Origin of the sequence: Arthrobacter sp. YA7-1 (genome assembly GCF_025960325.1) — a bacterium.
GTDB classification, from domain to species: Bacteria; Actinomycetota; Actinomycetes; order Actinomycetales; family Micrococcaceae; genus Arthrobacter; species Arthrobacter bambusae_A.
The window spans coordinates 2,750,810-2,774,892 of sequence record NZ_CP110114.1 but is presented as its reverse complement, the minus strand read 5'-3'; the positions used below and the strand labels follow the sequence as shown (position 1 = coordinate 2,774,892).

The following is a 24,083-nucleotide window of genomic DNA, read 5'->3' as shown; positions in this document are numbered from 1 at the left end:
CCCGCAGGACCCGGCCCGCTGGAAAAGGCACAGCCGTCCGGTAGACTTGGAGGGTTACACCGGGTCGCGCGCATCGGGAGGAGGGACGATGCGCACCTTTCAGCGAACCCGGAATCATGAACTCCTCCCCACAGAACTCCACGGCGAGCACCGCACTGCAGGCTGCCTCTTCAGTTCCATCCGCGCCCCCGAAAGTCGCGCCCGCGAAGGCCGCGCCCCGTCGTTCGCGTCTGCCTGGCCGCTTCGCCCGCCTGCCTGAGCTCGCCGGCCGGAACTTCCTGCCGTTGGGACTCTTCGCACGGCTGCCCCTCGCCATGCTGACTGTCGGCACCCTCACCCTCGTCACGGCCGTCAGCCATTCCTACGCCATCGGCGGCCTCGCCGCGGGAGCCGTCGGTATCGGATCGGCCTTGGGAGCACCGGTGCTCGGTTCGCTCGCTGACCGCTCAGGGCAGCGCCCGGTCCTGCTCGTAGCCGCGGCTGTCAATGCGGTGACAGTCATCGCATTGCTCGTTGCCGCGTACCTGACGCCCGATTTCAGCACCCCCACGGACGCGGCCGTCATTTTGCTGACTGCGTTCCTGGCCGGAGCGAGTTGCCCGCAGGTGGGGCCCATGGCCCGTGTCCGGTGGATGGCGCTGACTGCCGGGAACTTGAATCCACGGAATCCGAACACTGGAGTCGGGGCGAATCCCACGGGTCACGGAAGTGTGGCGTCCAGCCGCGCAGACCTGGACACCGCTTTGTCCTACGAGGGCACCGCGGACGAAGTCACTTTCGTCCTGGGTCCGGCGTTGGTCGGCATTCTCGCCAGCCTCGTGGCCCCTTGGCTTCCGCTCGCATTGGCGGCCGTCCTGACAGCAACTCTCGTACCGGCCTTCGCCGTCCATCCCTCGCAATTGGCTGTGGTGCCGGCAAAGCGCAAGGCGCGCACCGGCGTCGTGAGCATCCCTGCCGAGCGGAAGTCGGGTGCCTTGGCGTGGCTGAAGGTCGCCGTTCCTGTGCTGGCCATGGTCTGCATGGGAACATTCTTCGGGGCAACCCAGAATGCCTTGAGCGCTTACTCCGCCCAGTTCGCCACGGCGGAAATTGCGGGACTGATGTATTCCGTCATGGGCCTGAGCTCCGCCGTCGCCGCGCTGTCCGTTGCCTATTGGCCGCGGCGCTTCGGCCTGGCCATCCGTTGGGTGCTCGCCGCGGCCGCGATGACGGCCTTCTCTCTGCTGTTGTTCCTCCCCGCCGGGATCTGGCCGATGGCCATCGTTCTCTTGGTGCTCGGAATCCCCGTGGGACCCGTCATGGTGACCGTCTTCAGCATCGGGGGAGTCGTGGCTCCGGCAGGTCGGATGGCAACCGTGATGACCGCCCTGGCGAGCGGCATCGTGGCAGGTACTGCGTTGGGCGCCTATCTTGCCGGCCAGTTGGCCCAGACGCAGGGCCCGGGCGCCGCATTTGTGGTGTCGACCGCTGCTTCGGGCGCGCTTCTGGTGCTCGGCATCGTTGCAGGACTGGTCCTTCGGCGCAAGCCAAGCACCCAGCACTAACGACGCCCGCTCACTTATGGGCCGCTTTCGGGGAACCCTCTTTCAGATCATCTGCACGAGCGTTGCCGGTTTTGGCCTCATACGTGAGCGAGCGTTGGAAGGGGACGGTGCGAGCCCATCGGCGGGGTCCGTTGCCTGGAGCCCACGGGCGGGTCCTTACGCCAGCTGGGCCCCTATGCGGGCCGCGCTCGCTGCCAGTGCTTCGCCGACGGCGGCCTGGTCCTGTTCGCGGCGGATGTAGACGACGGCGATCGCGGCGGGCCGCCCACCCGGCACCTGGATTGGGGCGGCCAGGGAAGACAATCCGGCGATGACCTCGTCGTGGCTTGCCGCGTAGCCGAGCCTGCGGGCTTCGGATGCTTCCGGGCGATAGGGCAGGCCAGGAGCGCGGACGGCCCATTCTTCCTTGCTCATGGTGGACTGGATGGCGATCCCAGGCGCCCCGGTGTTCACGGGGTGGCGCGTGCCGGGATGTTGTGCCAGGGTGGCGGCCGAGTGGCGCGGCTCGACCGTGACCAGCGTGACGCAGTCCTGATGGTCCCAGACCGCGACGAAAGCCGTCATGTTCAGGGTGTTGGCAAGCTGGGTCAGCTCCGGAAGGGCGGCCGTCTGGAGGTCGCGGGAGACACCCCTGGCCAGCACCGCAAGCCCGGGCCCGGGCTGGACACGTCCGGCGTCGTCGCGCACCAGCAGGGAGTGATCCTCCAGCGTGCGGAGGATCCGGTAGGCCACCGAACGATGAACACCCAAGGCGCCGGCGAGTTCCGCAATGGTCAGGGGGCGCTCGGCAGCCGCCAGGATTTCGAGGGCCTGGATGCCCCGGGAGAGGGTCTGCGACGGCGAGACTGTCGCCGTCGTTTCCTGCAGGCTCTTAGCGGCGCTGGGAGACATCATGCGCTCCATCCTATGTTGGGGCTAACGCGGCTTGCCCGCCGTCTTGTGCTGTGACACGCAAGAGACTATGGTTCTTTATGAGAATTTGTTGTTCAAATATAGAACAAATCCACATATAGAACAATCTCCTAGAACAATCTCCAGCCAGGGATCAACGATGATTGCCAAGTCCAGCCAGAATGCGGAGCCGGGACCCCTCGGCCGCACCTCGAGGCCGCGGGCACATCATTTCCGCGGCAGCCTGGGCCGCTTCGCCACAGGCGTTGCCATCGTGACATTCGACGGCGTCAGCAAGCGGCATGGCATTACCGTCAATTCCTTCACCTCGGTGTCCATGGAACCGCCGCTGGTCCTCGTCAGCATCGCCCGCAACACCAAAGCGCACGACGAGCTTGCCGGGCGCCCATTCACCGTCAATATCCTGGGCGCCGAACAGAAGCAGTTGGCCCTGCATTTCGCGGGCCGTCCAGGGCCCGAGCCCCATTGGGTCGAAGGCGACATTGCGCCCCGGCTATCCAACGTCCTCGCCTATTTCGAATGCACGCCATGGGCTGCCTACGACGGCGGTGACCACACCCTCTACCTGGGTCAAGTGGTGGATTTCAACTACCGCAGCGGCGACGCACTCGCCTTCGCCAACAGCTCCTTCACCACCATCCCGGAAAGCCAATTGGGAATGGAGGATCTTTTGTAGTTGATGCGGGGCCCGTCGACGTCGCATCCATATGCCGTTTCAGCTCAACCATCATTGGAGACAACCATGGGAATCCGGACCGGACAGCAGTACCTGGACAAGCTCAACTCGATGAACCCCCACGTCCTGATCGACGGCGAAACGGTCACCGAGAAGATCGCCGACCACCCGTCATTCAGGAACGTGGCCCGCACGTACGCGAAGCTCTTCGACATGCAGCATGACCCGAAGTATGCGGACGCCCTCACCTATGAGTCCCCGACGACCGGCGACCGGGTGAGTGCCTCGTTCCTGGTGCCGCGCAGCAAGGAAGACCTCGAGCATCGGCATGCAGCTATCCGCACCTGGGCTGAGTATTCCCTTGGATTCCTGGGCCGGACGGGCGACTACATGAACGGCGCCCTCACGGCGCTTGCCGCCGCGGAAAAATGGTTCGCCCAGGCCGATCCGATGTTCGGCGAAAACATCCGCAAATACTACGAGCATTGCCGCGAAAACGATCTCCTGGCCACGCACACCCTGATTCCACCGCAAGTCAACCGTTCGGTGTCAGGTTCCGAGCAGCTCGGCGGCCAGCTCTCGGCCAGGGTGGTGGAAGAACGCGAAGATGGCATTGTGGTCCACGGTGCGCGGATGCTCGCCACGATCGCACCGATCGCCGACGAGCTTCTCGTGTTCCCCTCGACGCTTCTGCGCTCGACGCCGGAAGATGCTCCCTATTCCTACGCGTTTGCCCTCCCGAACGATGCGCCCGGCATGCGCTACCTGTGCCGGACGTCGCTCTACAACGGCGGAGGCACCCACGACGAGCCGCTCGCCAGCCGATTCGAGGAGATGGACGCCGTCGTCGTTTTCGACCATGTGTTCGTGCCCAACGAGCGCATCTTCATGCTCGGGCATCCTGAGCTGTGCAATGCCTTCTATTCCGAAACCGGCGCCGGGGCCCTCATGACCCACCAGGTGGTCACGCGGACCATCGCGAAGAGCGAGTTCTTCCTGGGCCTGGCCTCCGAGATTGCCGCATCGATCGGGGTGGACGGTTTCCAGCACATCCAGGAGGACCTCGCGGAGCTGATCGAGACCGTCGAAATCGGCAAGGCCCTCATGGTGGCGGCGGAAGCCCAGGCCGCTCCGAGCCCGGACGGCGTGTTCCTGCCGCACTGGCCCACCCTGAATGCGGCCCGCAACTGGTACCCCAAGGTTGCCCAGCGTTTCCCCGCGATCATCCGGAAGTTCTCGGCGTCCGGCCTCATGGCCCTGCCGGGCGAAGCGGACGTGGCCAGTGAGGCATTGCCGGACATCGAGCTGTACCTGCAGGCGAAGACGCTGACCGGCCCGGAGCGCGTGCGCCTCTTCAAGCTCGCCTTCGATGCCAGCATTTCCGCGTTCGCCGGGCGCCAGGCCCTGTATGAGTACTTCTTCTTCGGTGACCCTGTCCGCATGGCGGCCGCCCTGGTGAACAGCTATGACCGCGAGCCGGCCCGCGCGCGGGTGCGGGAGTTCCTCGAGCGGAAAGACTGAACGCGCCACGGCGCGGACGACGACGACGGCGGCGAGCGTCGCCGTCGACTTCCGGCAGCTGTGCGGGAGGATCTGGCCAAACAGAGGGGCGCCCGCCCACGGAAAAAGGGGACTGACGGTGCTGACCGTCAGTCCCCTTTTCCGTTGCCGGACCGCTCTCAGGGCCTGGGGTAGATGGCGTTGGTGCGGTAGAGGAAGGCCGCGGTGGCGTCGCGGGCGACTGCGATGCCGGGCCGGAATTCCGACGTGCCGTCAGGGAGGGCCCAGCCGGTGGTGATCTTGTTGTTGGCGAGCCAGGTGATTTCCTTGTAGAAGGGGTAGTTGGCAGGCACATCGATGAAGTTGCTGCTTACCGTGACTGCAGGACTTCCGTTGAGGCGATAGATGAAGGCTGCCATGGCATCGCGGTTGACAGTGCCTTGTGGATGGAAGGTCGGTGCCCCGTTGGGGCCGTCGTTATAGCCGGTGGTAATACCTTGGTCTGCCAGCCAGGACACTTCCTTGTAGTAGGGGCTGTTCGTTGGATAATCGGCGAACTTCGGTGTTGCCGGCGGGGTGTACGCAGGGCTGCCCATGTAGCGGTAGATGAAGGCGGCCATGGCTTCGCGGCTGATGGACTCCAAGGGCCGGAACTGGCGGGTCTGGTCCGGCATGGCCCAGCCGGTGGTGATGCCTGCGTCAGCGGCCCAGGTGATTTCCTTGTAGAAGGGGTAGCTCGAGGTCACGTCGGTGAAGGAATACGACGCAGACGCCGATTCATTCTTCACGATGAGGTCGTCCACGTAGATGTCGGCCTGCTGCGTCGGGTGTTCCGAGCCCAGCATCACACTGCTCACGGACGTTGCCGAGATGTTGAGGGTGCTGGAGGAGAAGACGGACTTGTCATCGAACCAGACTTGGGCCGCCGTGGCGCTTCCATTGGCGGTGACGTCCATCGCGATATGGTGCCAGCTGTTGAGCGCAACGGTCCCGACCATCGTTGTATAGCTGAAGGTGCCGTCCGGCGCAGTGACCCTCAACACGAAGTTGGACGTGCTGTTGTAACGGAAGATGTCCATGATCCGTGTCGCCCCGGAGAAGAAGCGGAAGTAGGGAACATCGTTGCCTGCCACACCGGCGGTGGTGATGTTGAACCAGCCGGCCGCGTAGGCATGGGTGGTGCCTGAGGGAAGGGGCACGGACATATTGGAGATCGAACCGGCATCAATCGTTGCGTGCAGGTAGGCGGAGCATGCGCCGTCGTGGGCCATGGTCGAGCTGACAGCGGCCGTTCCGGTCCCTTGCGTGACGGGTGAGTACGGGGACAAGGTCCCGGATTCGAAGTTGTCGGCAACCACCGTGGTGCCGGGGAAGCTGTCCGTAGGTGCAGCGGTTCCCGGCTGGCAGGTGACCGACGCTGCCTCGGCGGGTGCCGCAACAATTGCCGCGCTTGCACCCAAAGCGAGGCCGAGAATTCCGGAGAGTCCCAACCGGTACAGTCGTTTCATTGTCCGTCCTCCAAGCTACGGTCGACACCCGGCTTCCTCGGAGGTGCGAGGAAGCCGGCTTTGATCTGCCTGTGGCGAAAGTTGTTGCGACGGTCCCCGGCCCAGGCACCCGGCAATGCCGTCGAGAACCAATGGCACCATGGGTGCGGTTACAGTTGCGTTACCAAATCCAGGATTGCAGTGCTGGCCGGTGCGGATTCTCCGCAAGGTCAAAGTCGGGTGTTGAACACGTCCCGCCCGAAACTCCGCAGCCCGGGTGCTCCGGCATATCCGAGACGGGGGACGGCGAAGATGTCCTCCATGGTGGCGAGAAGGCTGTAATGGTTGTACATCGTCCCGCTCGTGGTGCCTGGACTGCTGAATGGAGACAGCACCAGCGCGCCGATAAGTCCTCCGGCTGTTCCCCCCGGCAGGCCCGAGGGGCCGGTTGCGTTACCGTCCGCCTCGTCGAAGGTGATGACGAGCGCGCCGTCCTGCCTGTAGGCCGGTGAGTTGAGGATCGCGGGGACTTGTTCCTTGAGCCAGGCGTCGGCGCTCTCCAGCCCGCCGGGCTGTCCGTCGACGCAGGGGCTGTCGTGGCCGTCGTGGCAAAGGTTGGGGCTGATGTAAGTCAGGTTCGGGGTGGTGGCGGCAGACTGCAGGTCCTTCGCGAGGTTGGAGTAGTCCACGACGTTGTTTTGGCAGTCGGTGGAGGACGTGATGCTGGCGAAATAGACGAAGGGATTGTGGCGGGTGGCATACTGGTCATTGATTTTGGCGTTCTGGGAAGTGTCCTTGGCGCCCGGGTTCGGGTGGCGGCACGCCGTGCCCATGTCTTCCATGTATCCCTTCCAGGTTTTCCCGGCGTTGCTGAGTTGCCCGGCGAGCGTCGGGACTGAAGCGGGGTAAACGCAGCCCGATCCGAGCACCTGGCCCGGGTCCGCGGTTCCTGTCTGGACGAACGGGGCATACGTCGTGCAGTCATTGCGCGTCATCGGGTTGGATGCCTGTCCGGAGATCTGGGCGAGATAGTTGGGGTTGGAATGGTGGGCGACGCCGTAGTACTGGGTCAGGAGGACTCCTTGGCTGCGCAGGGTCTGGGAGAGGTAGGGGGCTGCCGAGTCCGGGCCCCAGGTCTTGTCGTAGCTCTGGTTTTCCAGATTGATCACGAAGACGTGCCCGATCTTCCCCGCTGCCGCGGCCGTCGGCAGGGGGCTGTCGGTGGGCGACGGGGCCGCCGACGTCGGGACCGTGGACGAGCCGGTCGTGGCGGTGGTGCTCGGACCGGGAGCCGGTGTTCCGTCACCCGACGGACCTTGGCAAGCCGTGCCGACCACCAAGAGCGCGGCAACCAGGACGACGCGCTCAACCCTGGGTCGGCGGTGCTGCGGACGGACGCGGCCCGGGACTCTTCTGCCGGATGTCATTCTGAGTTTCATCTGATCCTGCTTCCTCCACGATCCTGCCGATCCCGGGCGGCAGACTTGGCCGGCATGCCGGCAGGTCCGCGCCGAACGGTGACGCTTCGTCTTGGCGGTAGCAGGTATCGCGGAAGCGTTCCGGTTCGGACACTTTTGCACACTATGTCCAACGGGGCCATGGTTACCGGCTTCGGGTTCGCTGTGAATTCGCAGCCAAGGCAATGGATGCTGCCGCTCCACGTCCCGATCATGGACGAAGAGGGCGGGCCTTGTATCGGCGTGGGTTTGCCGCCACACTGGCTCCCATGCACGTGGACGAGCGGCGAAACAGCAGGAATTTCAAGACTGCGCGCCGTGCGGGCATCCCGATCGTTCTCGTCGCTTCCTTGGCGCTGGTCCTCTCCGGGTGCGTCGCCGGACCCCCGGGTGGCCCGGCGTCGCCGGGCGCAAGCCGGTCGGCCGGAACGTCGACGGCGGGGGCCGGCGCAGGGCAGTCCCGGGCGACGGGACAAATGCCCGTGGGGGACCTGCCCGGGTGGCGGCAGGTATTCACTGAAGACTTCAGCGAAGGGGACGTTCCGCTGGGGAGTTTCCCCGGGCCCGCGTACAACGCCAAATGGAGTGTCAATTACGCCGACGGGACACCGGACACGGCCGGTCAGCAAAGCGGTGGCAAGTCGGGCTACTACCCATCGAAAGTGCTCAGCGTCAAGGATGGGATGCTCGACATGTACCTGCACAGCGAGAAGGGTATCTCGATGGGTGCGGCACCCGCGCCGAAGCTGCACCCTGCCAACGGGCGTCCGTACGACAGCCTGTTGTACGGCCGGTATTCGGTGCGGTTCAGGTCCGAGGCATTGCAGGGGTTCAAGACGGCGTGGCTGTTGTGGCCCGATAGCGGAGTCTGGCCGCAGGACGGAGAGATCGACTACCCCGAAGGCGATCTGTCCAAGTCCTTTTACGGCGCAGTCCACCAGGCTGGCTCGGACAAGAACATCTTCCATGAAAACCCGTCCGGTGCCCGGTTCACGGCATGGCATACCGCGACCACCGAATGGACGCCCGGGCGCGTTGAGTTCTTCCTCGATGGTGTCTCGATCGGTGTCAGCACGGTCGGCATCCCCGACAAGCCGATGCATTACATCCTCCAAACCGAATCCTGCCTGACCGGCTGCCCCGCGCCGGCAACGGCCGGGCACCTGCAGGTGGCCTGGGTGGCAATCTGGGCGAAAGCGTAGGCGCACTGTCCGCACGTTCGTTATGGCGCCGGTTCCTCTCGCCGCGACCGCCGGTCCACGGCAACGAGCAGGCCCAAGGTCAGCACGGCCAAGCCGGATACAGCCGCCGATGGATGCCAGAAACCGGCGTAAAGCATCGCCGTCGAGAGCAGGATGGCCAAGGCGAGGCTGAAGCTCACCGCTATCGCCACGGCCAACGGGAGCATCTCGAATCCGGTTCCTTTCCGGATGCGCCGGGGTTTCAGGAACAAGATGAGGGCCGTTCCCGGGCCGGCGAGCAGGAACGGGCCAATGACAGCAAGGCGAAGTCCCTCCGGGCCGGTGAAGGACAAAGGAATCGACGCCACTGCCATAACCGCCACTACCGCGCCGATCGTCGCGACGCTCCGGTGCCTAGATGCCATTCGGTGCTCCTTGCAGGTGGTAGACCACACCGCCGGCATTGCGGGACTCCAGCGACCAGCCTCCCTGGAGGGCGCACCTGTCGATGAAGTGTTGCAAGCCTTCGCTCGGCCCCGTGTTGAGAACACCGGATGCGCTGACCTGGCTTGCAGTGACGATCAAGTAGGCGCCCGCGGACGGGACGAGCTGGGTTATCGACAAGCAGCCGGGCTGCGGGTCCCCAGGGCGTGCCGGCTCCGCTGGGAGGACCGTTTGGTACCGGTATCCGGCGTAGTGCGCATACCTCCAGGCCGTGTCGTGAACGGCCTCGATGAGGACCGAGCCATGCGGGGCGGTGGCGTACAGCTGATTGACGAGGGCGATCTCATCCGGAGTGAAATTCTCGATGGCATCATTGCCATACCGGGTGGCGACTGTGCCCGTGGCGATGATCGATCCGAGCAGCAGGAGTACGCCCATCCGACGCAGTCCGGGCGGACTCGGGCCACGGGGAAGCAGCGGAAGCACGACCAGGCTCGCGGCGAACGGAAGGCTGAAGAGGTAGATCCGGAGCAGCAGCTCGCCGCCATACGACTGGAGCGGAAACATGACGAAGGGCGCCACGGTCCCCAGTGCGGCAGCCAGCCACGGCCTCCGCAGCCGTCGCCCGCGGAGGCTGCCTAGTCCTGCGAGGACCCAGACCAGGGCTCCCTCCGCGAGCCGGGAGTAGACGATGAACTGGTGGGCCGGACTACCGCCCACCCTGTTGAGCAACGAGGCTGAAGCGGCGGCGTTGATGTTGCCGATGGACCCGAAGAGCGTGTGCAGGTGGCCGATGAGGAAAGGGGTGGCGGCCAGGACCAGCCAGCAGACCGGAAGCAGTAGCGCCAGGACCGGAAGGAAGCGCAGCCGGCACCTTCCGCTCAGGGCGAGCAGTGCCAGGATGGGGATCGCGGCAAAGGGAGTGAGCTGATGGGCAACCGTCATCCCGGCCAGCAGCACTACGCACACTGCGGCCAAGGTGATGAAGGCAGACCCCGGCAATTCGCCTGGTATCGGCGCCGGTTTGCCTGGTTCGAGTCGACGGGCAAGATTCCTGAGCCGGCCGGCGGGCTTGCCCGCCGGCTTCCACGGCCACCCGGGGAAAACCGTCAGGACACAGGCGATCAAGGTCAGCAGCAGCAGCAAGGCGCAAGCCTGTGGGGAGAGGTAGTCCTGCCCCACCCAGCTGGCCAGGTAGAACATCCACACGGCGGCCCATGCTTGCCTGGGACTGGAGCCAAGGCGCAGGGCCAGCGCCAGCAGGGCAGGCATGAACAGGACGTTGACGCCGACCGGCGCCCACGTGGCAACCCAGGTCAGGTCATGGACTCCCGTGGTATTCGAGAGCATCGCCAGCAGCCCGAAAAACCCGGGCCAGTTGAAGTAAGCGTCCAGCTTCCGGTCCAGTCCTCCGGTTTGCGTGATGTAATCCGTGATGCCCAAGTGGCGGTAGCTCGCCTCCAAACGGGGCAGGCCATGGATGATCGGGTCGGCCCCATGCAGGACGACGATCAACACCAGAAGCTGAACGACGAGCAGCCACGGGCGAAGAACCTTGAGGCCGAGGGAACCGACGAACCCGGCGAGGCTCAGGCCCAGGGCAAAAAAATAGCTGGGAGGCAGGACCTGGATCAGGCCGGCACCGCCAATGTCCTGGGCGTTTACTGTTTTGAGCGCCCACACCCCCAGGATCAAGGCAGTTGCCGCCATCACCGCGAGGGCACCCGGAATCCGCGGGTCACCGCGCTCGGCCCGATGTTGGGCGGGATGCAGGCGCTTCGGGCCGGAGGCGACGAGGGGCAACGTCCCGACGTCGGATCGGTGCAAGCGGGTGGAGGAGACACTCCAAGGGGCTTGTACGGCCATTACGGTGCCGGTACTCCGTGCGCAGGCGACCCGGAAGTGCGCCCGATATTCCGTCTGGTCCAGGCGGTTCCGTGGCCCCGTGAGAAACGGTGCAAGCGGCCGCCGGCGACCACGGCTGCTCCCAGTTGGGAGACCAACCAGAGCACGGACACTCCCGTGAGGCCAAAGTGCTGGGCGACTGCGGGAGCAGGTGCCACCGCGAGGACGCACGCGGCAATCGCGACCACCGTGGCTTCAGCCAAACGCCCGGTGGAACGGCACACCCCGTAATAGACCTGTGTGACGCAAGTGAACATCAGCGCCGGGACCAGGAACGGCAGCAGCACCCACGCCGAGGCGTAGCCGGACCCCAACAACGGCAGCAGCAGGGAGCCGGCCGCCAGCAGCAACACCCCGGCAAGCCCGGTGAGGAAGAGGCTCATCTGCAAAGCCCTCCGGACCAGGCCTGGAGGTGAAGGAACGCGAGGATCGGACGTGTCGGCAGCAATAGCGGTCTGGAGTGAATAGCCAGCCGATTGGGGCACGAAAAAGATCGCTGAAGCCAGCATCCAGACGACGTACCAGGCTGCTGCGGCCGAGGTATTCAGCGCCGCCGCAACGACGAGCGGGAGAACGTAGCCCGGCGCGCGGTCGGCAAGCATCAGCGCGTGCTGGCGAAGGCCCGGACCCCAGACTTTCACCACTTCGCGCCAGTTCGCTTGCGTCCACTCCAGGGCGGTATCTGTGCGTCCGAGCTGGCGCAGGCCGAGGAGCACGCTCGCCAAGGCACCCATGGCCACGGCAACGACGATGGCGGAAGGATCCCGGTAGCCGGCGAACAGGCAGACGGCGAGGGTGCCAAGCTGGAACAGGGCCTGCACGAGACTGCGCGTCAACGCGCGATCCGCCCGCGCCTGGGCGACGGCGATGTGGTCGAACTGGTATGCGACGGCGGCGAGGAGCGCCGCGGCGAAGAAGGCGGCGCTCATCACGGGGTTCGTCCACGCGGTGCCGACGCCGGATCTCTGGAAAGAGGTTACGACGAGCAAGCCGGTGGCCATGAGGAGCGACGAAAAGCTCACGGCGGCGACGCTTGCCGGAATCAGGGCCCGGCCCTGGTCGGCTTGGGCGGGAAGCACGGACAGCGTGGCCGGGCCGACGCCGAGCATGCCCAGTTGCACGGTCAGCATGGTGGCTGCGACCACAGCCGAGGCCAGCCCCAGGCGGTCGGCAGGAATCACGACGGCGGCGAGGGCCCAGAACAGCAGCCCGGCCGCCATTGGCGCAATGCGGGCCGCCGCGAGCCACACGGCGTTCCCGCCGAGGGACAGTCCGTGCCTGGGGAGTCGCAGCAAGGTGCTGCCAAAAGCCCCGTAGTTGTAGAGGACGAAGCCGGCCCAATAGGGGAGGTATCGGGGAGCGGTGGCCAAGGAGAGAAGGACCCCGCGGGCCGTCGCGAGCAGGGGCAGGAATACCAGCCAGGCGGCGCGGCGCGGGTGCTTGTGCATCGTGCGCGCCAAACCGGCGCCGTCCTGAAGCCATTGGTCGCGGGCGTATTCGAAGCTGTCAGCGAACCGGTGCCTGACGAAGGTGGTGGGCGAGACGCCGAGGCGGTATCCACCGGCCTCGAGCCGGATCCGGAGTTCTATGTCTTCGCCGGACCGGAAGCTTTCATCGAATCCGGCGTCCAGCAGCACGCTGCGGCGCATGAGGGTGGCGCTGACGCCGAACCAGGAGCGGACCCTGCTGTGGTTATGGTGCCAGGCGAGGGCGGCACCCCAGTAGCCCGCGCCGTCGGGCTCGCTCACCAGTCCGAATTGCAAGCCGTCGAAGCCGCCCGCCTGGAACTCCTTCATCAGGTTCTCCAGAACGCCAGGGGGCACGATGACGTCGGCGTCGATGAGAGCGACAAGGTCGGCGTGCGCGGCCCTGGCACCGAGCATCCGCGCCGCCGGGAGTCCGCGCCCCTCGTCGGAGATGACGCGTGCCCCGTACGAACGGGCTATCTGCACGGTGGCGTCATGCGAACATCCGTCGATGACGATGACCTCGCGGGGGTTCTGGTCAAAGACGGACTCCAGGCATTCGGCGAGCCAGTTGGCGGCGTTACGGGCCGGGATCACCACAGACACGTCCAGGACGCTGCCGGCGTCCTCGTTCCTGCTCACGGCCCGCCATCCACCAAGGAGGTGACCGTGCCCGCGACATAGTCCGAGGTCTGGTCCGCGGACCACGCCACCGGAAGGCGCAGCACGAAGCACGGAACGTCACCCAGCGCCCTGGTGACTACGGAGGTTTTCGCGGAGAAGTGCTCGCCCAATGGCACGAGGCCAGTGGCCCCCAGGGCCTCGATGAGTCGCCGGGAAACCAAAGGCAATTCCGAATGGAAGTTGCCGACAATGCGGGCCGCCATCCAGGCCTCTGTGCGGCGTTCCAACCTGGCTTCCGCTCCGTCGAAACGTTCGAGGAAGACGGCGATCCGCGCAGGCGCCCGGGGAGCGATCTTCCCTGCGCCGAATACCTGTTCCGGGTGGACCATCCTGTGCTCGGGCGACCACCGCCGGGTGAACGCGGCAGTGCGTGGATAACGGACGATGACAGGGTGTACAGCGGTGGCCACACCGCTGATCGTCGACGTCAACCAGCCGGGCGCGAGCGGCTTGCGGACTCCCTGGAACAAGTCCGGATAGATTGGCCGGTGGTGGGGTTTGATGAACATCGGTTTCGCGTAGGACAGGAGCGTCCCCTCCGCAGTGATGAATCCCCAGTCATCGGCCATGAAGCCGACCTCCGGCATGGCCAGGAGTTTCGCGACTGTACTTGTCTTCCCGACCCCGCCCCATGCGGGCATCAGGATGCCCGCGCCCCGATAGTTCACCATCGCCGCGTGGACCATCGCGGTATCCTGCCGGATGCACAAGTGGTCCAACAACGGCACGACTGCCGTGAGGAGCTCGCCCGCCCCTTCGATCACGAATCCGTTGTCGGTCCGGGTCACCTGGACCCGGTCCTCCGGGAGGAACAAAGAATCGTCTGTATACCGGTAGGCGTCTTCGGCATGGGATTGCGAGGGAACCGGACTGACGCCGCCGCTGATGTCCAATTGCAGGGGGGACGTCGAAGGGCCCAGGAACGGGGCCAGCATGTCACGTAGCTGCGCCTCGCCTGGGGTGCCCTGGGCGACCCTGATGGCGACGCGTCCGTGGACGTCAAAGACAACTGCCGGTGACGAGGCAATCTGCTGGTTAATCACTGGGCCTGCCTCCACTGGTGTCGCGAATAAGCCGGTACAAAACGGAGCCGGACACCCGCACTTGGGGCGATGACGTTTCCCACAGGCTCTGCAGATAGCCGATCGCGGTGACAGCCAGAACCGCCACAATCACTCCGGCCCTGGCCAGCCCTCCCATGTCGCCGTCGCGCGTGCACGAGCGTAGTCCGGCAAGGACAGCTCGCGGCAGCACCCGGCGGACGTATCGGCGTTCCGGTCCAAGGATTTCGCCACGGCCGAGGAGCCGTGTCACCTGGGCCTTCGAAACACCTTCAGACCAGGCTCTCGCCAGCATGTAGCGCAGGGTGCCACGCGCAGCCGGCACATGGTGGCGGACCACGGCCGCCGGCTCGTAAACCACCCGTGTTCCCGGGGCGCCGATGGACGCCCGCAGGCACAATTCGGTTTCCTCGCATCCAAGCGGGCGGCCGCCTTGCCGGCCAAGGGACGCATTGAACCCGCCGACGCGCTCAAAGACATCGCAGCGGAAGGACATGTTCGCCCCGATCACGTTACGAACCTGCGCCGCGACCCTGGGCAAGCCCTTATAGGTACACCCGACAATCCAATCCAGCTCTTCGGGAAAGTGCGCCGGCCTGCCTGATTCCCACACGGGTTCAACCCGGCCACCGACCGCCAACACGTCCGGATCGTCATAGAACAGGACAAGCCGGGCCAGCCAGTCCGGGGCGGCTTCGGCGTCGTCGTCGAGGAAGGCCACAATGTCACCGGTCGCCGCCTTCACCCCGGTGTTGCGGGCGCCGGAAAGACCCCGCGGCCCGGAGTTCTCCACCACTTCGACTCCAAGAAGCGCGCCCGTCAGCCGCCGGTACAGTCCCAATCGCCGGTACAGGTCCTCGTTGTGGTCGACGACGACGACAACCTGTTCCGGCCGGAACGTTTGGGACTGGACCGAGGCGATCCCGCGGAGCAACAACTCCCACCGGGCTTCGGTGAAGCAACAGATCACCACGCTGACGCTTGGCCAGCCGGCGGCGCTCCCGGGCATCAGCCGTCCGCCAGCATCGCCAGGACCGTTTTCGGGTCGGTGGGAACATGGGGGAGCCTCATGTCCGGGTACCGGTACTTGACGCGCCGGAGCGCCTCCGGCCGTACCCCCGCCGTCGGCGCGTCCCAACCGACGCACTCACGGGTCAGTGTGCGCAGGACCCGCCAGCCGTCCCGGAAGGTCTGCAGATGTGAATTGCCCGAAATGCGGGACAACTCGTGGCTTGGCACCTCAGCGATCCGAAGCCCGGCCCGCGCCGCGCGGGACACCAACTCCGTCTCGATTTCGAAACCGTCGGACTTCAGTTCCAGGACCTCAAAGCACTCCCTGCGGAAAGCGATGTATCCGTAGCAAAGATCCGAGAAGTTACAGTGCAAGGCTTTGTTCGCGAGCCCCGTGAGCGCCCGGTTGCCCAGGTTGCGCAAACGCGTCAAGTCATCGGATCCGCCGCCGGTGACGTAACGGGAGCCCTTGACGAAGTCGTGGTCGTGCTGCAGGGGCGAAACGAACCAACCGATCTCCCTCGGATCCATGCTGCCGTCTGCGTCGAGCATGACGATGATGTCCCCGGTAGCGGCGGCGAACCCTGCCCGCATGGCGGCGCCCTTGCCGGCATGCAGCTCGTTCACTACGACGACGTCGAAGCGGAGCGCGCGAGCCACATCCACAGTAAGGTCCTCGGACCGACCGTCCACGATGATGACTTCGTCCACGTACGACGGCATCCGTCTGAGCACCCACGGCAGATTGAATGCCTCGTTCAAAGTGGGAATCACCACGCTGATCGAAGCCGCCGGGAGCGAAGTCCCTTGGGCCGAAGCGATTGGTGCCCTGCCGCTGGAAGGCTCCAATTGTCCAATGGACATCGCCTTCACCCCCGTCCGTTCAGCTGCACGAATGTAGAACACCTGCTGGGAAGCACCCGGGGGCCGCTTGTGCACGGTCGCCGGAAAAGGGGGCCTGGATTGTTCATGGCCGCACCTCGATTTCGCTCGCCGTTTACATGCGCCAGGTCAGGAGCATGTTCGGATGAGCATGGGACCGAACCCGTTACAGCACCGTTACACGCAGGCGTGGCTTTGCCGCGGTCGCTTCGGTCAGGTGCCTTCCGACGTCAGCGGGGACAAAATTCCATTACGAGTAAGTAGGGCATTCGTTAGGGATCCTTGATTCAAGTAGCGGCCACTCGTGACCGGGCCCGTGAACGCTGACTAGTGTCTGACGACGTACCGTTTTGCCCACCAGGAATCCGACGTTCGATTGGGGTACGAGACGTGGTTTCATCACCAGACCCTCAGTGGTCCTTGACCTTGCTCAATGGTTGGACCCTGAGCAGGGATGGCCGGCGCCAGAAAGTAGCGCACCGGCAGCAACGCCTTATCACCGCGCTGGCCCTCCTCGGCGAGCGGCCGCGCACGTTCCTCTCCGGGCTTCTCTGGCCCGATTCATCCGATGCCCAGGCTGCGGTCGGCCTCAGGGTGAGTATCTGGCACATCAACCACGAGCTCCCCGGCTTGCTTGATGCCGACGGAACCACGGAAGTCTCGGTGGCTCTCAGCGAGCAGGTTCTCGTTGATATCACCGAACTCGAGCGCGAGCTTCACGCCCCGGCGTCTGAGCTGACCGATTCGTATCACAGGTGGGAACGGCTGCGGACGGCGGAGCTGCTTCCGGGATGGTACGAGGACTGGATCCTGGCCGAACAGGAACGCTTCCGCGCAGTGCGGACCGCAGCCCTCGACTCCATCGCCGCGTTCCATCTCAGCCAGGGAAACGCCGAGGAAAGCAAGGCCGCCACCACTGTGGCAATCTCCCTTGAACCATTCCGGGAGTCCTCGTACCAGTTGTTGATCCAGGCACACCTCGCCACCGGCGACCTTGTCTCGGCCCTTCGCACCTACAAGAGCTATTCTGCGGAGCTGAGGCAGGAATTCGGGGTGGGCCCGTCCCCGTCCCTCGCCAAGCTCATCCGCCATGCCGTCGGGGCGAGCGGCCGTCAAAACGCCGTCGGAGGCTTCCCGTTTACCCAGGCATTGCCCTCGAGCCACAACGTGATGACGAACCGGCGGCCGACGGCGTAGTCAGGTCGGTCGTCGAACGCCTGTGTCCATCGGTTGGAACTACCCCGCCCGCTCCAAAAGCCGCACGGCGTCGTCGTCGGTCAATTGCTCGAAGTGCTCGTAGAACGCGCCGACGGCGTGGAACTTGCCCGGCGTGTGCACGCACATCATGAAATCGCACACCCTGCTGATGGACGCCTGGGCTTCGAGGGATGACACCGGAACGGCGGCAACCACAGTCGCCGCCCCTCCCGCGCGCACGGCCTCGACGGCGGCGCGCATCGTGGCGCCCGTCGCGAGTCCGTCATCGACAAGGACCACAGTCTTGCCCGAGAGATCGAAGTTGATGCCGGGGTAGGTCTTCACACGCCGGAGGAGTTCTCCGCGCTCGCGTGCCTCCACCGCGTCCAGCGACGCCTGGGTGATTCCGTGACGCAACATGCGTTCCGCAAGGGGCCGGTTGAGGATGCGCACGATCCTGCCGTTGGACCACGCGAGCGCGCCGAACGCTGTTTCTTCACGCCCCGGGATGCCGAGCTTGCGCACCAGGACGGCGCCGTACGGCTGGTGGAGCTCGACGGCGGCAGCGGCCGCCACCGGGATCCCGCCGCGGGCGAGGCCCAACAGGACGGTGTCCGGCCGTTGCCGGAGCTGCGGAAGCCCCGCTGCCACGCGGCGTCCGGCGTCCGCGCGGTCCTTGAAGCGCATGCCCATTCGTCCCACTTCCACGTCATCCAGCGCTGAATCAAGCCTACCTTTCTTGCCGGGACCGCTCGGCGCTGCCACGATGGGCCATGTGAACAAGCCGATCGGTTACTGGACCAAACGCCTGGATGCCGCATTGGAGGCGCATTTGGACAGCACCTTGGCGAGGTTGAAACTCAGCCGGAGGCAGTGGCAGACCCTCAATGTCCTGGCAGAGGCGCCACTCAGCCCCCAGGACCTTGACGGAACACTCAACCCCTTCTGGGGCGGCGACACGCGGCGTCGCGAAAATGAACTCGCCGCGATGGTGGGCCGCGGCATGATCATCATGGTGGACAGCCGCATCAGCCTCAGCGAACTGGGCCACGCGAAGCACGCGGAAGCGCAAAGATTCGTAGAAGAGGCGCGCCAGGACCTCTCGATGGGGATCGGTATCGACGAATACGCCATGGCCGTCAGCGTGCTGGAGCGCATGACGCTCAATGCGGAGCGGCTGGCGGGCTAGTCAGCCGCTCCGCATCTACGTAGACGCCTACCTAGACACCGAGGAACGCGACCGCTGCATCCTTGAAAACCCGGCTGGTCACGGCGTTGCTGTGGTTCCGCCCCGGCACAAGCAGTTGTTCAACCAAGCCCCCGCCGCGGGAAGCGATCGAAGCGAGCTCCGGCATGGTGACGGCGCGTTCGTCCTTTTCGCCGGCCACCAGGAGCATCGGCATGTGGGGCACGGCCTCGGCAGGATCGAACGGTTCGCCCTTGATGGCCTCGATAAGGGACAAGAGCGCAAAAAGATCGTTGCTCGGCAAGAGTTGTGCCATCTTGAGCAAGCCTGCGGTGGACTCGTCTTCAATGGGTGTGCCGTCCGCGAGGTAGCGCTGGGCTGCAGCGAGATCGAAGGACGCCAGGGGGTCTTCCTTGTTCGGGCCGCCCAACACCAGCCGGTGGACGAGTTCGGGCTGGGTTGCCCCGAATTCCCAGGCGAGCCGGGAGCCCAAAGAATAGCCGATGACGTCGAGCCCGCTGGTAGGGTCACCGGCGCGCACCGGGCGCGCACCGGCGTCGGCGACTATCTGTAGCAGGTCCGCACGGATCCGGCTCGGGGAGTAGGAGTCCAGGTCCTCGGGCGAACTGCTCCGGCCGTGCCCTGGAAGGTCTACCGTGATGACACGCCGTCCGGCGGATTTGAGGGTGGAAATCCAGCCGGTGTCGCCCCAATTGAGTTTGGTGGACGAGGAGAAACCGTGCAGCAGCAGGACAGGGCGCAGCCCCGCGTCGGTGCCTTCGGCAGGCTCATGGACTTCCACGAACAGATGCGGATCCGTTCCTTCCACCGTGTGGATGTGCTCTTCCGTGTGCCTGCCGCTCATGGTGTCAGTCCTCATCAAGTACAGCGCTCAGGCGGACCCTGCGCTTCGGTGCGTCATCCTTGGGAACGGTGCCCACGATGCCGGCTGCATTGTCCGGCACCTCGAACACCACCAGCGGCTCACCGACGTTGATGGTATCGCCCGGCGCGCCGTGGATACGGATCACTTTACCCGCCTGCGGGCTCGGCAACTCGAGGGCGGATTTACTGGTTTCCAGCTCCACGAGCGGCTGGTTCCGTTCCACCTGGTCGCCGGGGGAGACGAGCCAGTCCAGCACGGTCGCTTCGATAAGCCCTTCGCCAAGATCGGGCAGGGGGAAGCTGATTTCAGCCACGTCGATACTCCAATACTCGTTGGATCCCCAGGAGGATGCGGTCAATGTTAGGAATGTATTCGTCCTCCAGGTCGCCGGAGGGATACGGCACGTCGAAGCCGGTGACCCGTTCCACGGGCGCCTTGAGCGTGTCGAAGCAGCTTTGCGTGATGAGTTGGGCCACTTCGGCCCCCAGCCCGGAGGTCAGCGGAGCTTCATGCACGACGACGGCGCGCCGCGTCTTTCCGACGGACGTCGCCAGTGCTTCGGCGTCGATCGGCTTGAGCCAGCGCAGATCAAGGACCTCGACGTCGATTCCGTCCTCCGCCGCGAGTTCGGCGACCTGCAGGCACCGGGCCACCATGGCACCCCAGGCTACGAGCGTCAGGTGGCGGCCTGGCCGGACAATGCGGGCGCCGGTGAGGGTACCGCCGCCGGACGCATCGACGTCGCCCTTTTGCCAGTAACGGGACTTCGGTTCCATGAAGATCACCGGGTCGGGCCGCGAGGCCGCGTACTTGAGCAGGTGGTAGGCATCGTGCGGGTCCGACGGCGAAACAACCTTGAGGCCCGGAACGTGCGCGAAAAGCGCCTCGAGGCTTTCGCCGTGGTGTTCGGGGGCGCGGATGCCGCCGAAGCTGGGGACCCGGAGCGTGATCGGCATCGGCAGGGTGCCGCGGCTGCGGTAGTTCATCCTGGCGATCTGGCACACGATCTGGTTGATCGCGGGATACGCGAAGCCATCGAACTGTACTTCCGGAATCGGGTGGAAGCCGGCCATGGCCAGACCTACGGACATGCCCAGGATGCCCGATTCTGCGAGCGGGGTGTCAAAGACCCGGGATTCTCCGTGCTTGGCCTGCAGTCCGTCGGTGATGCGGAAGACACCGCCCAATTGACCGCAGTCCTCGCCGAAGACCACCGTCTTTGGATCCGTGGCGAGGATTTCGTCCAACGCGCGGTTGAGGGCCTGTTGCATGGAAAGCCTTACGGATTGCTCGTTCCGTGCCCCGGCTTCAAGAACGGCGGCGGTGCTCTCAGACATGTTCGGACTCCTCGCGCCAACGGGTGGCCTGGTTTTCAAGGGCGGGGGTGGTTTCCTGGAAAACGAAATCGAACATTTCGTGGCCGGGCCGGGGACCGAGGGCTTCGATTCCGGTGCGGATGGCTTCTTCCTCTGCCCGGGCCGCCTGGTTGGCGGCGGTGAAGAATGCCTCGTCGGCTATGCCCTCCGCCAGCAAACGCTTGCGGAGGCGTTCCAGCGGGTCCTCGCCCGCGTCGATCCGCTCGTCGTCGAGGCTCCGGTACCGGCCGGGATCGTCGGCGGTGGAATGCGGCCCGCGGCGGTAGGTCATGGCCTCAACCACAACGGGACCGTTTCCTGCGCGGCTGTGGGCGAAGGCGTTGCGGGTGGCCTCATAGACGGCGACAACATCGTTGCCGTCTACCTGAACGCCCGGGATCCCGTAGCCGGCCGCTCGTGCGGCTACCGAGCCGCCTGCCACCTGCCGTTCGGTGGGCACGGAAATCGCCCAGCCGTTGTTCTGGATGAAGAAGACAACAGGTGCTTTCATCACGGCGGCAAAGTTCATGGCTTCGTGGACGTCGCCTTGGGAGGATGCGCCGTCGCCGAAGTAGCTGAGGGCCACCCCGCGCTCTCCGCTCAGGGTCTGGCCGTGGGCCCAGCCGACGGCATGAAGGACTGAGCCTGCCACGACGGCCTGGATGGGCGCGAGGCGGCTTGCCAGGGGATCGTACATGCCGCCGTGCCACGTTGCTTTGTGGGTGGACATGTACGCCACCATGTCCACGCCCATGGTCCTTGCGACGCCCATTTCGCGGTACGTCGGAAAAGCGAAGTCGCGTGCAGTGTCGAGGGCGTAGGCGCTGCCGACCTGGGCGGCCTCCTGGCCGAGTTCCGGAGCGTAGCCGGGGATGATTCCCTGACGCTGCCAGGCGACAGCCGAGGTATCCAGGTATCGGACGGCAGCCATCAGGGAATAGAGCTCCCTGAGCTGTCCGGGGGACAGGGGCGCGGCGTCGGCTGCGGCCACGACGGGAAGAAGTGAGTCCATGGACGTGACCGTAGTCACTGTTTTGATCGTAGGCAATCCGCCTAATTAACCCTAGTCAAACTGCCATGGACTGCCAGTCTTCGTGCGGAAATACCTAGCAATTTGTGCACCTCCCAAGTAACTCGCAGTTGTTGTCGTTATGAGGGCTCAGAACGACAACAACTGCGAGTCAGTTGGGTTTGCTTAGGCGTTTCGGGCGGACTTCACCTTTGCGCCGATCCTGCAAGCCACGGCGATGCATGCGATCAACAGGAACGTGCCGATCAGCTGGCCCGCGCTCTCGGCATTCGAGAAGCCCACCGCGAAGATCAGGGCAAGCAGTGCCAGTCCGAAGACCGTGAGGAAAGGGAAGCCCTTCATGCGAAGCGGCAGTTCGGTTCCTTCGCGGTCGGCGCGTCGGCGCAGGATGAATTGGGACACGAGTGCCGTACCCCACACCACGAGGCAGGTGGAGCCTACGAGGTTGAGCAAGGCAGGAAGCACGTGCTCGGGGAAGAGCAGTTCCAGGATGGTGGCGATGAAGCCGAAAGCAACGGAAACCCCGACGGCGGCCATGGGCACCTGGGCGCCGCGCAGCCGCGACAGGAAAGCCGGCGCTTCGCCGCGTTCAGACAGGGAGAAGACCATGCGCGAGGCACCGTAAAGGTTGGCGTTCAGCGCTGAAAGCAGGGCCACGACGGCAACGAGGGTGATGGCCGCGCCGGCTCCCGGGATGCCGGCAAGGTTCAGGACACCGGCGAACGGTGATTTCAAGCCCTCGGAATCGGAGGGCAGCACTGCTGCAATGACGAAGACCGAACCGATGTAGAAAACCAGGATGCGCCACACCACCGTGCGGATGGCTTTGCCCACGCTGTGTGCGGGGTCCTGCGTCTCCGCAGCAGCCACGCTCACGATTTCGGTGCCGCCGAAGGCGAAAATCACGACAAAGAGGGCCGCCGCAATTCCGGACCAGCCGGACGGTGCGAAGTTGCCGGTCAGGTTTCCGAGGCCGGGGGAAGCTACGCCGGGCAGCCAGCCGAACAGCAATGCCGCGCCGATGACGAGGAAGGCAACAATGGCTGCGACCTTCAGGATGGCGAACCAGAATTCGAACTCACCGAAGTTCCGGACCCCGGCGAGGTTGATCGCGGTAAAGGCCACCATGAACACCAAGGCCAGCGCCCATACAGGAATGACCGGCCAGACGGAGAACAACAGCCCTGCTGCGCCGAGCGCCTCTGCGGCGATGACCACCACCAGCTGCAGCCACCACAGCCAGCCGACCGTGGATCCGGCCGTCTTGCCCATGGCCTTTTCCGCGTAGACCGAGAAGGCGCCGCTGTTGGGGTTGGCGGCCGCCATCTCGCCCAGCGCCCACATCACCACGATGATCAGGGTCCCCGCCACAAGGTAGGAGATGAGTACAGCCGGGCCGGCCGCGTGGATTCCGGCACCCGAGCCGAGGAAGAGTCCCGCGCCGATGGCGCTGCCCAGGCCCATCATGGTGAGCTGGCGCGGCTTCATCGAGTGGCCAAGGCCTTGCGAAGGAATGGAGGGTCGAACAGCGGTGGACTTCGTTGTCATTCGTGTTTGCCTTCTTGTGGATGGTTTGTCAGCTGGTCCTCGTAGGACTTATCGAATTTACCGCTTCCGAAGGAAAGTGGCGAAAAACACTCATGAGAGGATGGTTACAAGCTGGTGCAACATCTGGGCATGGAGTGCCGATTTGTATAGCTCATGGGCGGAAGTGGGAAAAACTGATGGTTGTCGACGAGCTGGATGCCAAGATTGTCCGATTTTTCACCGACTCCCCGCGGGCGTCCGTCCTCGAGGCATCCAGGGTCTTGAAGGTCGCGCGCGCCACGGTCCAGTCCCGGCTGGACCGGATGGCCGAGCGCGGGGTGGTGGCGCCCTGGGTTCCGCAGCCAGATCCCGCCGGCTTCGGCTATCCCGTGGTCGCCTTCTGCTCGCTGACCATCAACCAGGACCGCGGGCACGATGCCGTCGTCGAAGCTCTGGCCGCTATTCCCGAGCTCATTGAGGTGCACACAGTCTCCGGTAGTTCGGATCTCATGGTGCGGGTGGTGGGTAAGTCGAACTCGGACCTGCAGCGCGTCCTGGACAAACTCATCGCCACGAAGACCGTGCTCCGTTCGTCCTCGGTGATTGTGCTGAATACCCATTTCCAAGGCCGCACTTTGCCCCTCCTGGAAGCTGCGGCCAAAGAGAATGCGGGCTGAAACATTTGGACACTG

General features: G+C 65.0%; 22 protein-coding genes. 7 read left to right on the top strand and 15 right to left on the bottom strand.

Annotated features, from left to right (window positions below):
• The first annotated feature begins 116 nt into the window (after nucleotides 1-116).
• Nucleotides 117-1,544: an MFS transporter gene (locus OIT41_RS13005; protein ID WP_241707436.1), complete on the top strand. Its 1,428-nt coding sequence runs from the start codon at nucleotides 117-119 to the stop codon at nucleotides 1,542-1,544.
• A gap of 156 nt (nucleotides 1,545-1,700) precedes the next feature.
• Here OIT41_RS13005 and OIT41_RS13000 read toward each other — a convergent pair whose 3' ends face one another.
• Nucleotides 1,701-2,435, bottom strand: a complete 735-nt coding sequence (locus tag OIT41_RS13000; RefSeq protein ID WP_241707526.1) for an IclR family transcriptional regulator — start codon at nucleotides 2,433-2,435, stop codon at nucleotides 1,701-1,703.
• Nucleotides 2,436-2,595: 160 nt separating this feature from the next.
• Here OIT41_RS13000 and OIT41_RS12995 point away from each other — a divergent pair, with 160 nt between their 5' ends.
• Both OIT41_RS12995 and hpaB read left to right on the top strand, forming a co-directional pair.
• Nucleotides 2,596-3,132, top strand: coding sequence for a flavin reductase family protein (locus OIT41_RS12995; RefSeq protein ID WP_078108511.1), 537 nt, complete (start codon nucleotides 2,596-2,598; stop codon nucleotides 3,130-3,132).
• Nucleotides 3,133-3,198: 66 nt separating this feature from the next.
• Nucleotides 3,199-4,653, top strand: coding sequence for a 4-hydroxyphenylacetate 3-monooxygenase, oxygenase component (hpaB, locus tag OIT41_RS12990; protein ID WP_078108512.1), 1,455 nt, complete (start codon nucleotides 3,199-3,201; stop codon nucleotides 4,651-4,653).
• 158 nt (nucleotides 4,654-4,811) lie between these two features.
• Here hpaB and OIT41_RS12985 read toward each other — a convergent pair whose 3' ends face one another.
• A complete protein-coding gene (locus OIT41_RS12985) occupies nucleotides 4,812-6,140 on the bottom strand; it encodes an S-layer homology domain-containing protein (RefSeq protein WP_241707437.1) in 1,329 nt (442 codons plus the stop codon).
• 209 nt (nucleotides 6,141-6,349) lie between these two features.
• Entirely contained in the window at nucleotides 6,350-7,558 is a 1,209-nt protein-coding gene (locus OIT41_RS12980) for an alkaline phosphatase family protein (protein WP_241707438.1), read from the bottom strand.
• Between the two features lie 287 nt (nucleotides 7,559-7,845).
• On the opposite strand from OIT41_RS12980, the gene OIT41_RS12975 reads away from it, so the two are divergent.
• Entirely contained in the window at nucleotides 7,846-8,778 is a 933-nt protein-coding gene (locus tag OIT41_RS12975; protein WP_241707439.1) for a glycoside hydrolase family 16 protein, read from the top strand.
• Nucleotides 8,779-8,798: 20 nt separating this feature from the next.
• Here OIT41_RS12975 and OIT41_RS12970 read toward each other — a convergent pair whose 3' ends face one another.
• Genes OIT41_RS12970 through OIT41_RS12945 form a run of 6 tightly spaced genes read right to left on the bottom strand, consistent with a single transcriptional unit; the run spans nucleotide 8,799 to nucleotide 16,192 of the window.
• The gene (locus OIT41_RS12970) at nucleotides 8,799-9,182 is read right to left on the bottom strand and encodes a hypothetical protein (protein WP_241707440.1); all 384 of its coding nucleotides are present in this window, start codon (nucleotides 9,180-9,182) and stop codon (nucleotides 8,799-8,801) included.
• Nucleotides 9,172-11,067 (bottom strand): hypothetical protein, encoded by a 1,896-nt coding sequence (locus OIT41_RS12965; RefSeq protein ID WP_241707441.1) that lies wholly within the window; start codon nucleotides 11,065-11,067, stop codon nucleotides 9,172-9,174. Before OIT41_RS12965 ends, OIT41_RS12970 begins: the two co-directional genes overlap by 11 nt.
• Nucleotides 11,067-13,214: a glycosyltransferase gene (locus tag OIT41_RS12960; protein WP_241707442.1), complete on the bottom strand. Its 2,148-nt coding sequence runs from the start codon at nucleotides 13,212-13,214 to the stop codon at nucleotides 11,067-11,069. Before OIT41_RS12960 ends, OIT41_RS12965 begins: the two co-directional genes overlap by 1 nt.
• A complete protein-coding gene (locus tag OIT41_RS12955) occupies nucleotides 13,211-14,299 on the bottom strand; it encodes a hypothetical protein (RefSeq protein ID WP_241707443.1) in 1,089 nt (362 codons plus the stop codon). Before OIT41_RS12955 ends, OIT41_RS12960 begins: the two co-directional genes overlap by 4 nt.
• Nucleotides 14,292-15,326, bottom strand: coding sequence for a glycosyltransferase family 2 protein (locus OIT41_RS12950; protein ID WP_241707444.1), 1,035 nt, complete (start codon nucleotides 15,324-15,326; stop codon nucleotides 14,292-14,294). The genes OIT41_RS12955 and OIT41_RS12950 overlap by 8 nt, the downstream gene beginning before the upstream one ends.
• Nucleotides 15,326-16,192 carry a glycosyltransferase family 2 protein gene (locus OIT41_RS12945; RefSeq protein ID WP_264636581.1) on the bottom strand — a complete coding sequence of 289 codons (867 nt, stop codon included), beginning with the start codon at nucleotides 16,190-16,192 and terminating at the stop codon, nucleotides 15,326-15,328. The genes OIT41_RS12950 and OIT41_RS12945 overlap by 1 nt, the downstream gene beginning before the upstream one ends.
• A 408-nt stretch (nucleotides 16,193-16,600) precedes the next feature.
• Here OIT41_RS12945 and OIT41_RS12940 point away from each other — a divergent pair, with 408 nt between their 5' ends.
• Complete coding sequence (locus OIT41_RS12940; RefSeq protein WP_241707446.1) at nucleotides 16,601-17,407, top strand: AfsR/SARP family transcriptional regulator; 807 nt, start codon at nucleotides 16,601-16,603, stop codon at nucleotides 17,405-17,407.
• Between the two features lie 39 nt (nucleotides 17,408-17,446).
• Here the strand turns inward: OIT41_RS12940 and OIT41_RS12935 are convergent, their stop codons facing one another.
• The gene (locus OIT41_RS12935; RefSeq protein ID WP_241707447.1) at nucleotides 17,447-18,100 is read right to left on the bottom strand and encodes a phosphoribosyltransferase; all 654 of its coding nucleotides are present in this window, start codon (nucleotides 18,098-18,100) and stop codon (nucleotides 17,447-17,449) included.
• An 82-nt stretch (nucleotides 18,101-18,182) separates the two neighbouring features.
• On the opposite strand from OIT41_RS12935, the gene OIT41_RS12930 reads away from it, so the two are divergent.
• On the top strand, nucleotides 18,183-18,596 hold the full coding sequence (locus OIT41_RS12930; RefSeq protein ID WP_264636580.1) for a MarR family transcriptional regulator: 414 nt from the start codon (nucleotides 18,183-18,185) through the stop codon (nucleotides 18,594-18,596).
• Between the two features lie 31 nt (nucleotides 18,597-18,627).
• On the opposite strand, the gene OIT41_RS12925 is transcribed toward OIT41_RS12930, so the two are convergent.
• From OIT41_RS12925 to OIT41_RS12905, 5 genes are all read right to left on the bottom strand, one after another.
• Complete coding sequence (locus OIT41_RS12925; RefSeq protein ID WP_264636579.1) at nucleotides 18,628-19,458, bottom strand: alpha/beta fold hydrolase; 831 nt, start codon at nucleotides 19,456-19,458, stop codon at nucleotides 18,628-18,630.
• Between the two features lie 4 nt (nucleotides 19,459-19,462).
• On the bottom strand, nucleotides 19,463-19,792 hold the full coding sequence (locus OIT41_RS12920) for a biotin/lipoyl-containing protein (RefSeq protein ID WP_264636578.1): 330 nt from the start codon (nucleotides 19,790-19,792) through the stop codon (nucleotides 19,463-19,465).
• Nucleotides 19,785-20,816, bottom strand: a complete 1,032-nt coding sequence (locus tag OIT41_RS12915) for an alpha-ketoacid dehydrogenase subunit beta (RefSeq protein WP_264636577.1) — start codon at nucleotides 20,814-20,816, stop codon at nucleotides 19,785-19,787. Before OIT41_RS12915 ends, OIT41_RS12920 begins: the two co-directional genes overlap by 8 nt.
• Complete coding sequence (locus tag OIT41_RS12910; protein ID WP_264636576.1) at nucleotides 20,809-21,846, bottom strand: thiamine pyrophosphate-dependent dehydrogenase E1 component subunit alpha; 1,038 nt, start codon at nucleotides 21,844-21,846, stop codon at nucleotides 20,809-20,811. Before OIT41_RS12910 ends, OIT41_RS12915 begins: the two co-directional genes overlap by 8 nt.
• A gap of 183 nt (nucleotides 21,847-22,029) precedes the next feature.
• The gene (locus OIT41_RS12905; protein ID WP_241707451.1) at nucleotides 22,030-23,412 is read right to left on the bottom strand and encodes an amino acid permease; all 1,383 of its coding nucleotides are present in this window, start codon (nucleotides 23,410-23,412) and stop codon (nucleotides 22,030-22,032) included.
• A 176-nt stretch (nucleotides 23,413-23,588) separates the two neighbouring features.
• On the opposite strand from OIT41_RS12905, the gene OIT41_RS12900 reads away from it, so the two are divergent.
• Nucleotides 23,589-24,068, top strand: coding sequence for an Lrp/AsnC family transcriptional regulator (locus OIT41_RS12900; RefSeq protein WP_241707452.1), 480 nt, complete (start codon nucleotides 23,589-23,591; stop codon nucleotides 24,066-24,068).
• Nucleotides 24,069-24,083 lie beyond the last annotated feature (15 nt).